13 protein-coding genes are annotated in these 16,365 nt (G+C 38.4%); 2 read left to right on the top strand and 11 right to left on the bottom strand.

Annotation, left to right across the window (positions count from 1 at the left end):
- Nucleotides 1–304 precede the first annotated feature (304 nt).
- The 11 genes from esaA to QZ158_RS03995 form a co-directional block, all read right to left on the bottom strand.
- On the bottom strand, nucleotides 305–3,049 hold the full coding sequence (gene esaA, locus QZ158_RS04045) for a type VII secretion protein EsaA (RefSeq protein WP_293875064.1): 2,745 nt from the start codon (nucleotides 3,047–3,049) through the stop codon (nucleotides 305–307).
- A 144-nt stretch (nucleotides 3,050–3,193) separates the two neighbouring features.
- Nucleotides 3,194–7,633 (bottom strand): type VII secretion protein EssC, encoded by a 4,440-nt coding sequence (essC, locus tag QZ158_RS04040; RefSeq protein ID WP_293875062.1) that lies wholly within the window; start codon nucleotides 7,631–7,633, stop codon nucleotides 3,194–3,196.
- A complete protein-coding gene (gene essB, locus QZ158_RS04035; protein ID WP_293875060.1) occupies nucleotides 7,626–8,762 on the bottom strand; it encodes a type VII secretion protein EssB in 1,137 nt (378 codons plus the stop codon). Before essB ends, essC begins: the two co-directional genes overlap by 8 nt.
- A gap of 215 nt (nucleotides 8,763–8,977) precedes the next feature.
- A complete protein-coding gene (essA, locus tag QZ158_RS04030; protein WP_293875058.1) occupies nucleotides 8,978–9,520 on the bottom strand; it encodes a type VII secretion protein EssA in 543 nt (180 codons plus the stop codon).
- A gap of 326 nt (nucleotides 9,521–9,846) precedes the next feature.
- Entirely contained in the window at nucleotides 9,847–10,146 is a 300-nt protein-coding gene (locus tag QZ158_RS04025) for a DUF4176 domain-containing protein (RefSeq protein WP_154859024.1), read from the bottom strand.
- Between the two features lie 17 nt (nucleotides 10,147–10,163).
- Nucleotides 10,164–11,042 carry a beta-carotene 15,15'-monooxygenase gene (locus tag QZ158_RS04020; protein WP_293875055.1) on the bottom strand — a complete coding sequence of 293 codons (879 nt, stop codon included), beginning with the start codon at nucleotides 11,040–11,042 and terminating at the stop codon, nucleotides 10,164–10,166.
- A gap of 3 nt (nucleotides 11,043–11,045) precedes the next feature.
- The gene (locus QZ158_RS04015) at nucleotides 11,046–12,509 is read right to left on the bottom strand and encodes a T7SS effector LXG polymorphic toxin (RefSeq protein ID WP_293875053.1); all 1,464 of its coding nucleotides are present in this window, start codon (nucleotides 12,507–12,509) and stop codon (nucleotides 11,046–11,048) included.
- Nucleotides 12,499–13,164, bottom strand: coding sequence for a DUF4176 domain-containing protein (locus tag QZ158_RS04010; protein ID WP_154859030.1), 666 nt, complete (start codon nucleotides 13,162–13,164; stop codon nucleotides 12,499–12,501). The genes QZ158_RS04015 and QZ158_RS04010 overlap by 11 nt, the downstream gene beginning before the upstream one ends.
- A gap of 27 nt (nucleotides 13,165–13,191) precedes the next feature.
- Entirely contained in the window at nucleotides 13,192–13,455 is a 264-nt protein-coding gene (locus tag QZ158_RS04005) for a hypothetical protein (protein WP_154859032.1), read from the bottom strand.
- An 18-nt stretch (nucleotides 13,456–13,473) separates the two neighbouring features.
- Complete coding sequence (locus QZ158_RS04000; RefSeq protein ID WP_293875050.1) at nucleotides 13,474–13,890, bottom strand: DUF5082 domain-containing protein; 417 nt, start codon at nucleotides 13,888–13,890, stop codon at nucleotides 13,474–13,476.
- 79 nt (nucleotides 13,891–13,969) lie between these two features.
- Nucleotides 13,970–14,266, bottom strand: a complete 297-nt coding sequence (locus QZ158_RS03995) for a WXG100 family type VII secretion target (protein WP_154859036.1) — start codon at nucleotides 14,264–14,266, stop codon at nucleotides 13,970–13,972.
- 246 nt (nucleotides 14,267–14,512) lie between these two features.
- Between QZ158_RS03995 and QZ158_RS03990 the strand changes: the two genes are divergently transcribed.
- A complete protein-coding gene (locus QZ158_RS03990; protein WP_293875047.1) occupies nucleotides 14,513–15,616 on the top strand; it encodes an ABC transporter permease in 1,104 nt (367 codons plus the stop codon).
- A 1-nt stretch (nucleotide 15,617) separates the two neighbouring features.
- Entirely contained in the window at nucleotides 15,618–16,307 is a 690-nt protein-coding gene (locus tag QZ158_RS03985) for an ABC transporter ATP-binding protein (protein WP_293875045.1), read from the top strand.
- Nucleotides 16,308–16,365: the final 58 nt, after the last annotated feature.

The raw sequence follows: 16,365 nt of genomic DNA, 5'->3' as shown, positions 1-16,365 counted from the left end.
GACAAGCATTAAAATAATAAATAAGGTAACAAAAACCATACCATACTCCTTCTATTATAAAGAGAGAGTGGGACAGAAATCGGTAATTCGTTAGAATTCGATTTCATCGTCCCACCTCCGCACAGTTGAGTAGAGCTGTAAAAGCTGATGAAATCAGTGTAGTAGAGCCCACTCAACCACTGCGTCTTTCTCAACAATCCAAAAATAATTGAGAGGCTAGGACTTTTGTCCCAGCCTCTTAAAATCTAGTTTCTATCGTCTACTACAATTGATCTAGAAGCAATCTTAGACAGCAGAATGACACCTATTCAAAGTGTTCCTCTTCTTCTTTTTCAGCAGCTTCTTCTCTCTTTTGACGAGAATACTCTCTGATCATCAATCCAGTAGCAATATTTGTTAGAAGCAAAATAACAAGTAGATAGGCCCATATTGGCGTAGTTGACAAGACACTCGATTGATTAGTCTTTTCAGTTACAATTGGTTTTGCCAAGAAGTTAAGAACTGCTTGGTTATCTGTTCCATTTGATCGAGCATTTGAAAGTACACCTTGGAAGTTTTTATTAAATTCCGTGCTCTCTTCAATATTCTTGCTCTGATTCTTTATGAGCATTTCTGTTTGTTGATGGACTTGCTTCACTTCTTCTTGAATTTTTTTAGACTGTTCTGATAAAGAGTTAAATTGTGTTTCCATAGAACCGATTACACTTCCATTTGAGTTAATCGTTTCAGATGTGTTTTTGGTACTTGATGCAAGTCTGGTAACAATATCAAGCAAACCGTCACTACTTTCATCAGTTGTATAGATCTTATTAGTTGCTAAGCCATCCCCTGAATTTGTTGCAGAAATTTCTATGAGTTCTGGACCATTTTTCTGCCATTCTTCATATTCTTGTTTTAGCTTAGCACTTGCCGCTTGATACCATTTAGTTAGATCTTTGATACTGGCTGTAAAGTAATTATTTGGAAGTTCAGCACCTTGAAGTTGCGGAAGGGAATCTATCTGTGCTTGAAGCTGGTTTATCTGCCTACTCAACTTAACATATAAGTCAATTCCTGATTTCCGATATTGATCAACATCTTTTTGTTGTAATTTATCGGCCACAGAAGTTGCCGAAATATTTCCATACATCTTAGCAATAGAGTCACCTGCAGGATTAGCAACATCAACAGCATAGGACGAGGATGGACTACCATAGATATTTTTAACGGTCGTTGCCGCCGTATCGATTCGAGAAAGTTGCTCAAAAACAGTAGATAAATCACTCTGAATCAAAGCTTCACTACCCTTATTCTTGTCATAGAAGAAGCTGTACTGCATAGGTATCTTCTCACTACCAACCTGAAGATCGAACGAGATCGTGTTTAGACCATAATCAGGAGTATACTGGATTTGTAGTTGAATAGGGGTTGGATCTGAAATGGTCGCTGTACTTGGAACTACCGTAGCTGACTTAGCTCCATGAACTTGAACATTTGCAACACTAATTGGAGTAGCGTTGTATTTATTTGTTCCACTTTTCTCAGTTGTTACTTCTGGATAGACATTATCCAATGTCACTGTTTTTGAGTCAGCTGATGGTAATACATCATTAGCAACTGTTATAAATGTATAACCTGGCATTGACCCTGTAGTCGAACCTTTCACGCTAGCGTACTGTGTCAATAAGTTTAATTTAGAATTATATGAAGCGATTTGTGCGTCTGTTAAAGCACCTAGTTCCTTAAGTTTAGTAAATAGACTAGCGTAGTCAGCTGGGTTTACACTAATGGAGGCAATGGTGCTATTGACTTGATTGTCATAGTCTCCAGGCAATCGATCTGAGCTTGATAAAGTCGAAACTACCTGTTTAGCTAATGCTTCTCTTACACTATTTGTATCTACACCAGCACTGACAGCTTTCGTAATATCAGACTCATTATCTCCCAAAGTAGAGGTGTCTACAATTGTTCCATCAAAGTAGTTTTGAGAAATCTGCGTACGAGAACCCTCTAGAGACGTCTTTAACGCTGTTAATTCTGTCTGAGTTTGAGTAACTTGCGTTTGGAAACCAGTAATTCTTTGATTGTAGTTATCAATACGCTGAGATAATTGTACTAAATAAGATGGTGGGATATTTGGATCCGTCGGTATCTCAGTATTTCCAAAAATATTTAAAGAATCATTTGTACTATTGTATAAGTTTTGATACAAATTGTTATCTTTGTCATACTGATTCTTAGCAGAATTGCCTGCAACTTGGGCATTATGATTAGCAACTTGTGATTGCACTGCTTTATATTTTGAAATCGAATCAGTCTGGCCAAGCAGAGATTCTGCATTTGCTTTTAATAAATCCGTAGTCGAGGTTTTAAAATTTAATACAGACTGTTCGAAAGATCTATTAGAAGATTGAACACTCTCCGCAATTGAAGGAATCGTATCTAAGGATTTTATACTTTGATCAGCTGGCTGTAAGATTGACGTAGTCAAAGAGTTATAGATATTTGACTCATCACCAACAATAGTATTCATCTGAATTTTAGCATCATCAAGATTATTAATGACACTTGTAAAGTACAAACGAATGGTTTCCTGGTTTAGGCTGTTAACGTATTCTCCTACTTGCTGAGCCATTTCAAGCGACTGTTCTTTTTTGACAGATTCTTTTACTTTATAGGTGATTTTAGCCTTTTCAGGATTAAAACTAGACAGCTGTAAGACATTATGTGAGAAGTCTTTTGGAATATAAATAATTGCCTCTAGCGAATTATCTTTATATTGACTCTCCGCTTGGTCCCTAGACATGACTTTCCAACTAGTTTTTCCACTTTCATCTTTTGCTAACAATTTTGTAAAATCTTCACCAAAATTGTAGGAAACATTGTTTAGTTGGTCCCCTTCGTCCTGGTTTACAATCCCAATACGAAGGTGTGTCTTTTCCTTACTTCCAAGAACAAATGATAGTTTATCTGACTGTGCCATATAGGCAAGAATAGCAACCGTCATCACCAAACATAAAATAATCAACCCTTTTCCAAGTAAGTATTTTTTAATTTTATTTATACTCATTATGGCTTTTTCTCCTAAAATGATTTTACCTTATCATCAAAAAATATAAATGATGCTATTCCCCACAAGCAGTAGAAACAAAATCGCTTGTAGAGTTTCTTCTATTATATCACATTCAGAAAATCTTATAGAAACTTTCTGTATCTACTTGTCTTGTGGTATTCTCAGACGGTACACATCCCTACCAATAAATAGCTGAGTCTCATTGAGTTCCACCAATGGTTCATTGTATTTAGTACGACCAGGAACCACTTTTTGCTCATTAAAGGTGGTACCAAAAGTTCCCATTGGGACATTTTGTCGTAATCTCTTGAAGAATGGTGTAAATTTAGTAACGATACCACTTTGGTAACCATGGAAAATCAAATGAATGTTTACCGCTGATGATTTTGTAAATAAAGTATTGACATCTTTATCCGTCAGCATAATCTTGTCGCCAGTTAAGTTAATATCAGGCAGATAAACAAACATCGGTTGTTCTCTACGCATACCTGATTGAATAATTCCTAATAGCTCATTAAGGAATTGACCCATCGTAGCTTCCTCAATGATAGTATCAAAGTAGTCATTCATTCCAGTAAATCGTCCGTCGGTGTCTACCACTACGCGATTGACTTTTCCAGAAAAGGCTGAAAACGCAGATAATAGCGTCCGCTCCAGACTATACGTCTGAGAAGGTGTATCGTCCATCAACAGGATAAAGTCATAATTCATTGGTTCGATCGAGCGAAGCAATGTTGTTTCTTTATCATAACCAATTGGAATATTGAATAATTGACGTTCACTATGAACAGCAGGATCGTCTTCAAATGTTTCAAACGTGATTTCATTTGCAAGCATCGGAACAGCTTCTGGTCGAGGTCCATCCCATGCTTGATCCATTGATTCAATAGCAGTTTCAAGACTTTGCAATCGTTCAAGATTTGAACCACCCTCAGTTGCAAGATAAACTTGGAATCGAATTGGTTCATCAAATCGAATCTGACCACGACCAGGGATTACTTGATCAGCAAGAGCATCAAAGCCAATCAAATCTTTCTTGGAATCCTTATCTACCAAGTATAAGACAAATTGAGTAGCAAAGTTGCTTCGCATACTTAACTTCATTGTCGTATTCCGAAGGACTGTGACAATCAAATAAATTCCTAAGCTTGCCCCTTCTCGAAGCACCTGATGGAAAGCTGACTCAATAGAGCTTTCCAAAGGATGATCACGAACGGTATCATATGAATCTACAATATTTAAAATAAATGGTAAAGACTGACCAGTCTTTTGCTCATATTGTTCAATGGAAGTGACGCCATATTCAGCCAATAGATCTCGACGTTTTTGGATTTCCTTCTGTAAAGCCTTCAAGAACTTCAATAATTTTTCTGAATCATCTAAATTGACGATATCCGCTACATGTGGCAATCCTTTCAACGGGAATAGCCCATTGGTTCCAAAATCAAATAAATTGAAATGCATCTGAGCTGGACTATTCAATCGAGCGAAGTTCATGACTAGCGTTTGAAGCGCTTGAGATTTACCAAATCCTGGTGAAGCATAAATGATACTATGACTGAATTCTTCCAGATCAAACTCTAACACATGTTGCGCTTGCTCTGAAGGTACATCCATTAGAGCAAAAGGAGCCTTATGGAGTTTATGTTCTGTCCATTTTGGAACTAAAAGTGGTGAGGTAATCTCATCTTTAAGAGGAGGTAACCACGGTTTTGTTGGCATACGAAGGTCGATACTCTTTGCATATTGTGCGATATACTCAACAACTGCATCAAGTTCCGTTTCGTCAGCATTAGGATCAATACTTACAGTTTCTTCTTCTAAGTAAGAGAGATCTGTCGTTGCAAGTTCATATTGTCCCAGCTCATTGATCAACCAAATTCGATTATCAACTTCTTCTGTTCGTGATTTCACTGTAGGTGCATAGCGCGCACCACTCCAAGCTGATTGGAATAGCTCATAAATTTCGTTATTGCCGACTTGTAAATAGGCACGACCTGGCTGAGTAATACTTGCAGCATCTGGAGTTTTGATAATTTCATTTGAATCAGCTTTTTCCGCAACTTTCAATGCTAATTTAAAACGAGAGTTAGACCAGATTTGGTCATTGACAACCCCAGAAGGTTTTTGAGTAGCAAGAATCAAGTGAATTCCCAAAGAACGTCCAATACGTGCCGCTGATACCAGCTCCGTCATAAATTCCGGTTCATTTTGCTTTAACTCAGCGAATTCATCCGAGATCAGGAATAGATGAGGCAGTGGCTCTGTAGGGAAGTCTCCCTCGGATCCTGAACGTCCCTCTTTGTATAATTTGGTATAGCCATTAATATGGTTGACTCCATATCTTCCAAATAGACGTTGACGTTTTTGCAACTCAGCTCTAATTGAAGCCAGGGCACGTTGAATCCCTGCTCCATCTAAGTTCGTGATGACACCCAATAGATGCGGTAAATCTTTAAATAAGTTTGCCATCCCCCCACCTTTAAAGTCAATTGGAAGGAAGCCAATATCTTCTGGACTAAAATTCAATGCTAACGACAGCATATAAGACTGCAGAATTTCAGACTTACCTGATCCCGTTGTACCCGCCACAAGACCATGGGGCCCATGAGCACGTTCATGCAAGTTTAATTGGACAATATCATCCTTACCACGTACTCCAAGTGGAACTGCCAAGCTCTTAGACGTATCACCATTGACCCATCGACTGGCAATATTCAAATCATAAACATGTTCTACATTATAAAGCTCGAAGAAAGTAATTGCATCAGGGAGCGCATTCTTCTGCGTTTCCTCATGAATAAGGTTGCTTAGATGACGAATAGCTGGCTCGTAATCAATATTCATAGGGTAGGGAGTGAAATCTTGATTAACATATAGCCCCCTGTTATTGATTAATGTAGCGGTATCTCCATTTTTCAAATCAATTAGTGTGGTAACCGTCTCCGGTAATTGACGCCGACTTTCTTTAACCCAAATAACTGTCACCCCAAAGGAAGACAAGTCCGGCCTTGAAAGGCTCTCATTAATCGCATGTCCAGATAACAATCGATCATCTGAAATGACAATTACGATTTGAGGCAAAAAGGTCCTCTTCTTTTGGTCAGCTTCTTGAAAACGAGACTGCAGTACTTGATACAGACTTGTCAGCACAGCATCCTTTGTCCGATCATCATGAACAAATCCACGAACATTAATCATTGGTAATAGAAAATGAGGTAAAAATCTCCATTTCTTCCAAATTTGATCATAATCTTCTTGGGAGCTCAAATTAACAAAGATCACATCATGATAAGAGTGAAAAGCAGCAATTTGCAACAAAATTTGCTGAATGAACAACTGCCCCATATCGTGTTTAGCCACAAGTCCGACAATATTTTCAGCCAGTGTAGTGGTGACAGGAACTCCCTTTTGTTTCTCATAGGTCTTTAATAAATCTTGAGAAAATATAGTTAATTTATCTTTGGTTAAATAGTCCGTTTGATAATCAATTTGAAGCTGGCTATCCATCTCACCCAATCCTAGTGAAACCGTCATGAAATCTTCATTGAAAGGCAAGCGTTCATAAAGACGTTCATCGTAATGCTTGATCATTTCAATCAACGTTTCTATATTCGGTTGCTGATAAAAAAGGATTTTCTTCTCTTCTGCATAGTGTTTTTGCAGAGTAGATACTTGCTTCAATAAGTACGACTCATAATCTTCAACCCTTGAAATCTTCTTTTGTTTGTACTCTTTCTTATCAGAAAAATAGCTTGTAATGGAGAAAGCCGCGGTAAGGATACTCATCCCCCCCATGCTCAGCATCATAATAGCATTTCTTCCCATTAAAACTACTACTAATCCAGAAAGAGCTACCATCCCAATAGGAGGAACGATTGCTCGCCAAATCGCATTTTTGGGTTTTGTCGGTGGATTCTTGGGCTTTTCAATTCTCTGTCTCTTATCGTAGATAGTAGGTAGCACACGCGGACTCCGCCGATAAACTGGGAAATTGGCAGGATAGATAGAGCTTTTAGCTTTTAATAATACGGTTTGGCTGTTAAAATGTGGTTTTTCCACAAATGAGGAAATTTTCCACTGATCCTCTAAAAATTCTACAAGGTAGTTCTCGACAAAAAGACTATCCCCTTGTTTAAAATCAGCAATCACATCAGCAGTACCCAATTGGTCATTTAGATAGAAAACATTGCCATTTGGATAGACGTACACTTTACCGTTGGAAAATAGGACATAGGTATTTGATTGAATTTTGAGATCTGACTCTTTCTCTTTTGAGATGACAAAATCCTCAGCCGGAGGCGACATATAACTGACAAAAATATTCTGCCCTTCGTCCAGTACATAGACCGTCTTCGTTCCAATGATGTTTTTCCCCGTAGCTAACTCCTGTCCATTAGAGTATATCTTACCATTCTTTACGTTGAAAGAAAGTCCTTGGTCTTCAGCACTGTCTCCCTCTGTAAAAGTGAGCAAAGAAAATCTATCACCAAATATAACTACTTTGATTTGATCCAACATACCACTAGCTGTCGGATCCTTTTCTGTATTGTTAAATAATTTATTATTTTCCCTACTCATCTTTTTCGTTACCCACTTTTACCCCTAGTTTTTTAGAGAGCTCTTCAATTTCCTTACGATATTCACTCAATTTCTTTTGTTTGTCCGCACCCTTCATGTTTTTATCCTCACGGGTCTGTTCATACAAATTCGTATAGGCATGGAGGGTCAACTGATCATCTCCAATATTCTGAGCTAAATCGAGAGATTTTTTATAGTCTCCCCTTCCAAGATAGATCCAATAATCTAACAGATTCTCTTCGCTAGATGGAGTAATTGTATTCAAAACACTTGATTTCTGCTCCTCAGATAAGTCATCTAAGTGAACGTAGGAAGAGGCTAAAACATATTTCGCTTCCTTCCCTAAGCGATTCACCTTGAATTCTTGTAATTCATCGGCCACATCATCATAGTGTTTAGAGATAAACTGACTCTGTGCACTGACAGTTGCTTTCTGAACAGGAATAGACCAAAAATAAAAATATGCTGCGAAAGCGCCTAACGTAATCGTCGCTACAGAAAAAATTCCCATTCCAATGGAAAAAATACGCCAATTTCTTTTTGAGACTACGATCTTGGTCTTCTTTTCTTCTTGATAGGCCTTGTCATACGCTTCATTGATATATTTTACAACTTCATCATATGTCTTACAGGCGATGATATCTTGTACTAGTGAGTCACTAATAGCCGAGATACCATTCACCAAAAGCTCAAAATCAAGCTTTGGTCGAAGAATAGAGACAACCAGAGCTTTGTAGTTCATCAAGAAAGTCTCTGAAGTATAGGGAATTGGATTCATAATTCCTTCTAAACCATAATGAAGAATTTTGATGACACTTCCTTGTAAAAAGATATTTTTTGGATGAATGTAAGGAACCTTAAAGCTATGCTCAGAAAAAGTGATTGACTCCATCTTTTGAGCCAATTCCAAACGTTTGACCTCGGTCATTTCTTCAGCGATAAGATCTTTCAGACTATAGGAAAAGTTTGGCTTATCATACAATAGAGTTAAGAAACCATTCTCTTCTAATGTCACTGTCGCATCCAAATAGTTTTCAATAGTTGCTAGTTTTTGTCTAGAAAAATGGCTTGGTGCCAAAACGACCTTAACCTTTTCCTTACTATGTTTAATATCAATTTTGTCAGTCATTTATGATTACCTCCAGCACGTCTCCATTTCCTAACGGATACTCCTTCAACGCTCTATGTTGCTCTATCCGCAATAGCTTTCCTTGAACATCTAAATACCAATTGCTTTGACGAAGAGACAATAGCTTATCTAGATCATTTGAACACATTAACTCCTTGACTTCTTGTAAAGATAAGGTCTTAGAAAATCGAATATCTATTTCCTTATCCTTATATCTAATCGTTGCGTTTAAATAGTCTTCCCCCATGAAAAATCCTTCCTAAATAAATGCCACTTAATAGCATTGCCACAATAAACAAGACTATACCAAGAATTGACCAGATCATCGTTGTTCCCGATTCTTGTCTATCTACCTTGATATTATCAGCAACCTGGTAATTTTGAAATAGAGTCTGACGATAGGCTTTCGTATCTACCCCATCTCCGCTCGACACTTCCCTCTTGCTGAAATTTGATTGATTAGCAATTTTAATGATTTCTTGTGCGTTTGTCTTATTTTTTGTCGCCTCTTGCTCTATTCGATCCATGAACAAGTTCGGAGCGTACATGTGCTCAATCTCATTACCTTGAGAACGCTGCTTCTTCTGCGTCACTGAGTCTGTTTTTAATTCCAGCTCACCATCTTTAGCATGAACAGTACTTCCTGAATAAAATAACAGCATCAGTAGCAAAAACAATTGACTGACTTTTTTCAACACTTCATCTCTGCTTTCTATATTAAAAAAATAGTGAATTTCCAGATTTAAAAAGGTGACCACTACTCACCAAAAATGATAAATACTATCAAAATATCTATAGAATCCAACTATTTTAGTTTATCACGAATTATCGTAATATTCAAACGTATTGTTAGGCTTGTTTGAATACAAATTTTAATGAATAGAAACTATCCGTCTGACAAGTATATCTCCTAAAGACCACTAACTACACCATCTTCATCGAGTTAATAAACAGCCTTATTTTTACCATCCCTTAGCAAATACTTTATTATAGTCTCAGAAACTTTAAAATCGCTATAAATGAAAAACCGCTTTTATTTAAGCGATTTTTCATTTATAGCGATTCATAATTGAGATTACTAAACTTAATCCTCAACTTTCATTTTCGGTATATCCAAACCTTTTTCCCAGTCTTCATAGACTTCCATATACCGAATTTCTTCTTCATCTTCAAAACCTCTGAAGACAACTTTTTCAATACTTTCATGGTTAAAAAACGCCGCATCTTCGGGGTTAATTCCTCTAGGATATACAACTCCTACGTAGTCTGAATAGACATTGGTTCCTTCTTGCTCTAAAACGGCACCTCGACCAACAACCATCACTTTAACAGTGCCACCTTCCAAATAAACAATACTTCCTAATGGCAATAATTTTTCACTCATATTTTTACACCTTTCTATTACTTATTTTCTACTAACTGACCACTTTTGACCAACTTTTTATAATAGGATTTACTGTACCATTCGCGGTCACTAATCTCCAAATATTCTTTGTATTCCATCGGATACTTATGGATATAGTAGGCTTGCACAATGTGGACATTAATGAGAAATGCTACTAAATAAGCGTAGATAACAAAGCTAACGGTCAGCAAAGGGCTTAAAAGATAAGAATACCACAAAATCGGTAGCTTATTTACCAAATGATAAACTAGTGATATTGGAAAAAGAAGGACCATTATTCCTAGGGCAATCAACAAGACTTTCTTCAGAAGTTCCTTTTCATCTTCATCATTCAATCGTCGTTTCAAATTCTGGATTTTATTAACAATTATCCAGATAAAGAGAGCGATTCCTACTATCAGCTGAAGCCAGAATCCCAGCAGAGTGTTGGCATCGTAGGCCACAGCACTTGCTAAGTAGAAGACTGCTAAAAACGCAGAAGATACCCATGGAAAATAGAGAGGGAAATAGGTAAAGACCTGACTGCTCAAGCGCTTCTTAGGCCAAAAAACAGGAATAGAAGCAAATAGATAAGTTAAGTAGAATAGCAGACTAATAGGTTTTAGAAATGCTGCCATAGATCGGATCAAGGCAGTTGAAGCAGAAGATATATAATATACTTCACCTTCTAAACCAATACTACTTGGCATAGCAATTGTTATAAAATATCCTATAATACCAAAAAAGATAAACATACAAAAACCAACTGTAAAGAGGCGATTTAGTAGGCTCATATGGATAGGATTTGGCATCCCTGCTGTCAATGAATACTTCCCACTGGTTACAATTTTCTTACTGTCTTCAAAATCAGCACCAAATATACTTACTCTCTTCATTGTTTAGCCTCCAAACCATGACGTAACAGTCTTCCATCCACTAGTAAGAGCTTTACCAACATTTTTCGCTGTCTTAACTGCCCCATCATAAGCATCAAATGCAAGATTCTCGACACCTTTGTAAAATTCATCCTTTCCATTTGGATTAACTACACCTGCAATCCCGTTAACAGTTCCGAACAGGAAACCAACTCCTGCTCCAATTGGACCAAACTTTGCTCCAACAGCTGTTGCTTCCAATGGACCAGCATTCTTCATAGTTTCTATACCCGCATGGAGGACAGACTTACCAACACTCTTATAAGCACGACTCCCTTTATCATTATAGGCGCTGATTCCATGATAACCAGCTTCAGCTGCCATTAAAGTCCAACCAGCAAAGTTGAGCCCTTTCCCAACTATCTTAATGCCATTTTTGAGGGGACCATCAACCATATCAACTGTATCTTTGATCTTGCTCACATACTTCCATGCCTTAGACTCAGTAATTGAGGTCATCACAGATCTAAATTTATTTCCTAATCTTGAATGGTAGAGCACATCCCAAAGTGTTCGACCATCCTTACTATATTTCTGCCATAATTGGTTTAGGCCATCAAAGCCTGCTCTCTCCATGCTTTGATGAGAACTATGACTTCTTGCGCCTTTTACCAATAAATCATAGTAGCCCTCTAACAAATCCATACCATTGGACAAGCGATTTTTATTTTCATTCTCTGATATTTCCCCTGCTGTTTTTTTCACAAAAAATAAACCATCAACAGTTTTTGATATTAAATTCAACATTTTTACTGGAGTTGAATTACTTACAGAATCTTGAATTTGATTGACAGCATTCAAAAAGTCATCTTCGTAGTAAAATGCCTTAGCTTCTTTTGATGTGAAAGAAGTTTTGCCTGCAACTGCTAAACCTCCCAAAGTAGTCATCTGAATCTGCAATAATTTACTGTAGTCATCACCACGCTTCCAACCATTGAAGCTTTCCATATTTGTTTTGGTATCCGTTAGAATGGTTTTACCTTCTGATAAGGGGGTTGTAATAGTACTAGCATCTGGATTAGTTAGGCTAATAATGTCAGAGATTGAGTCATAAATACTAGCTGTTTGTCCATCTACAGTAGAAATACTGGTCTCAATACTTGAAAAACCATCTAAGATTCCTTGTAAGTAGTCTGTATCAATAATTGCATCTGCCGCAGTTTCGGATACTGTCGTCTGAAACTGTTCAATCGTTTTGTCGTATTGAGCAGAGAGAAGAGTCATAGCGTTAGAGAAATTCGTCATCAGCGGAATTTGATGATTGCTAATCTTAGCATTAATTGCTGATTTGACATCTCCTTTAAGACTTTCCGAATTGACCAGATTCACAAATGAGGACTTTGCTGTTTCGATTTGATTTGAAAGTGATGTTTGTGAGGTAGACAAGGACGTCTTTTGGTTCTGAACCTCTGTCATATCAATTTTCATCGATTTCTCCTTCGGTACTATGTGTCAGGGAAAGAATATTATGTTGGAAATAATCCTTTCGAAATTGCTGATCAACATAGTCTTGATCAAACGTATCGCTGTACCCTTTATGAATAACCTGAGAAATTAAATAACTTGGAATAAACAATGGTTCCACATCTAATCTCATACCATAGGGATAAATACTCACCATATAATCTATATATTCCTTATCATCTGGTTCAGGGATAATCCTACGCCCCATGATTGTTGCCATAAAGGGAACTTTTGCATCCTCCATGGCAGAAACTAACCCTTGAGGAAGTAAGTCGCGATCCAACTCTACCAAACTTCCTAAAGGAAGAACTGGGGCCAGAAGCAAGTCCGTATAGGATAGCCAAAGCATAAAGTCTTTCATTGGTAGTTTGACTTCCGAGTCCAAATACGTCAAGCATGCTATTGAACTGTCCCAGTCAAACTCCATCTCAACGGATGTCCCAAGCAAACTACTGTAACTATACAGAGACTCTTTCTTAAAAATTACCAGTTGGAGTTTACGAAAAGCATCAGCTTGACCGACTAAGGAATAGCCAACTTGTTCTAGGACAGCTTGATCATCCTCACTAATTTCTAATTGATGCAAGGCCGTTTTGTATAAATTACTCATCTCATTCATTTATCTAGTTCCTTTCCGGTAACTTTCTTATTTAGCATTTGCCTGATTTTTGTCATCTGTCACTTTGTTTTCAGCAGCTTGATTCATATGTGTGACATCATCAGTAGTAAATGTTTTAAGAGCACCAATTACTTCGTTAAATGATTTAATATCATCATTAAAAGATGTAAAAGGCGTCATCGTTGTAGTTGCAAAACTCAGCTCCGCAATATCTGTAATATTTGTGACACTTGAATTAACTGTAGAAGTCAGTCCGGTCCAAGTGCCATAATCTGTTCCTTTTATTCCCATTGATCCTTCTATCCTTTATCATGAAGTTGCGTTATTTGCCGCTGCTTGATAATTCGTCATATTAGTATAGGCTGTATCAGCTGCAGCCTGTAGATTCGCAGACTCCGTTTGGAGCTCCTCAATCATATTGGCTATACTGGTTAAATTTGTATCATGGCTTGTTTTATTAGTCGTAGCAGCAGTATTTGCCAATTCATACTGTTCGGCATATTTAGTTTTACGATCACCTTTGAACTGAGATTCATCTTCCCCTTTTATGTTCTCTAAGGCCTCTATAATACCTGTTTGAAAATTTTCTATCTGTGTGGATAGATCTGTCTTTGCAGTCTCTAGGCGGGTAATTTTTTCGTCGACCACTCCCTTTTGAGCAATGGCTTGCTCATATTTTTGAGATTCTTGATTCGCTAGACCTTGGTAGTAGGATGCATCTGACATTTTTACTCTCCTCTATCGAAATTTCAACTAAATTAAAGAGGGATAGGAAGTAATCCCATCCCTCCATTCCAGAGTCTTCTTATCCTTTAAAACCAAATCCAGATGCGTCTGCGTTGTCACGCTCAGCAACAGTATTAGCATAGCTAACCAATTGTTGATTAATAGAAGTCAACAACTCTTGGAATTTAACAACATCACCGTGTAATTGTTGATATTGTTCAAGGTAAGAATTAAAGGCACTACCTTGCCAGTGTGCTTGCATTTCTCCATTGGCACTGTTTACTGCTTGGATAGCAGCTTCAATTTGATCGCGAGCGTTTGAATAAACAGCGGCTTGCGAGGTGAGTTCTTCTGGGGATAGTGAAATTTCTGCCATAATTGGACTCCTTGTTTATAATTTATTTGTTCAAAATTGAACAACTTATAGTAGAATTCTAACGCTTTTAATAGGAATTGTCAAGAGTATCCATTTTATTTTATGATTTGGGTTTCAAACTTTTCTTCATCACTCTCCCCTTCCCCAAACACCATCCCAATATTATCTCCCCACTTGTGGTATGATGGTAGAGTATGTTTAGGTGCCAAGCTACTTGAGCACCTCCGTGCTAAAAGGAGAACGAATATGAAAATCGCATGGAATGAAATTAAATACCAACCCAAGAAGTTTATCCTGATTGAACTCCTCATTACCATCCTCATGTTTATGGTGGTGTTCTTGTCCGGTCTGACAAATGGACTGGGCCGTTCGGTATCAGCCCAAATCGATAACTATGGGTCGCTGCACTACATCCTTTCGACGGATTCAGAAGGGATTATCCCCTTTTCAACCATTACGGCGAAAGATGTAGATGAGGTCCAAAAGATAGAGGGAATGGGCTATTCGGGTTTGTCCATCCAGCGAGCAACTGTCTCAAAAACAGAGGATTCCAACACTCTGGATATCACCTACTTCGCGACTGATCACAACGAAGAAGAGATCCTCAATCCAAACATGGAAGATACAGACCTCAAGATCTCTGACTTAAAGAAAAACGAGGTCATTCTAGACAGTTCTTTCAAAGAGGATGAAGGGATCCAAGTCGGCGATCAAGTGATCGATAAAACCTCTAAGCAAAAACTCAAGGTCGTGGCCTTCGCGAAAAATGCCAAATACGGCTATAGCGAGATTGGCTTTATCAGCTCGGATACCTACACAGGCATGCGGCAAAAAACAGATCCAAGCTATCAATGGCAAGCCCAAACCCTTGTGACCAAGAAAAGCATCTCTTCTAGCGATCTAGCCAGCAACTTAATGGTGGCGGATAAGAAGCAAGTTATCGATAAAATCCCTGGCTACAAGGCTCAAAACCTGACGCTACGGATGATCACTTGGGTGCTCTTACTCGCTTCTTCTGCTATCCTTGGGGTCTTCTTCTATATCCTCACCCTGCAGAAGTTGAAACAGTTCGGCGTCTTGAAGGCCATTGGCATGTCCATGAGCCAGATTACCTATGTCCAACTATCCCAGCTCACCATCATCTCCCTCATCGGAGTGCTGCTGGGGCTTGGCTTGGCAACCATAATGGCGCCATTTTTACCTAATAGCGTCCCTTCCTTTATGACCCTGAAGGACAATCTCACCATCTCGGTTAGCTTTATCCTGACCTCTATTTTGTGTGGTGCCTTGTCCCTTGTCAAAATCAAAAAAGTAGATCCAATCGAAGTCATTGGCGGAAATGGAGAATAAGATGGCTATTATTGCATTAGAAAATATCAAAAAATCTTACGACGATGGCAACCAGATGCACCATGTCCTCAATCAGCTTAATTTAAGCGTCGAACCCAACGAATTTGTCGCCATCTTGGGCCCTTCAGGATCTGGTAAGTCCACGCTTTTAGCCATCGCTGGCTTGCTTTTATCAGCGGATGAGGGCCGGATTCGCATCGCAGGCCAAGACTTGACCGGTCTCAACCAAGGCCAGTGGACGCAAAAACGACTGGAATTGCTCGGCTTTATCTTCCAAGATCACCAGCTCCTCTCCTATATGAAAATCGGTGACCAGTTAGAACTAGTGGCCAAATTAAAAGGGGAAAAGGACAAGAAAAAACGCCAAGAGGAAGTCAAAGCCTTGTTGGCAGATCTTGGTATCGAAGCTTGTTACCACCAATACCCGAATCAGATGTCCGGTGGGCAAAAACAACGGGCAGCCATCGCTCGGGCCTTCATCGGAAATCCGCAGGTCATCTTAGCCGACGAACCAACAGCTAGCCTAGACCCAGATCGAGGGCAAGAAATCGCCCAATTGATCCAAAAAGAAGTCAAATCCAAAAACAAGAGCGCCATCATGGTGACCCATGACCGCTCTATCCTGACCTATGTGGATACCATTTATGAATTAAAACACGGCCAATTGCTAAAGGTAGAAAAGGTTGATTAAATACAAAAAGCGAACAAGCATTTTTGAACTGTACCCCAAAAGTTGGATAGATAAAATC

This window comes from Streptococcus sp. A12 (genome assembly GCF_905372335.1).
GTDB lineage: Bacteria > Bacillota > Bacilli > Lactobacillales > Streptococcaceae > Streptococcus.
This window is presented reverse-complemented; position numbering and strand designations above follow the sequence as displayed.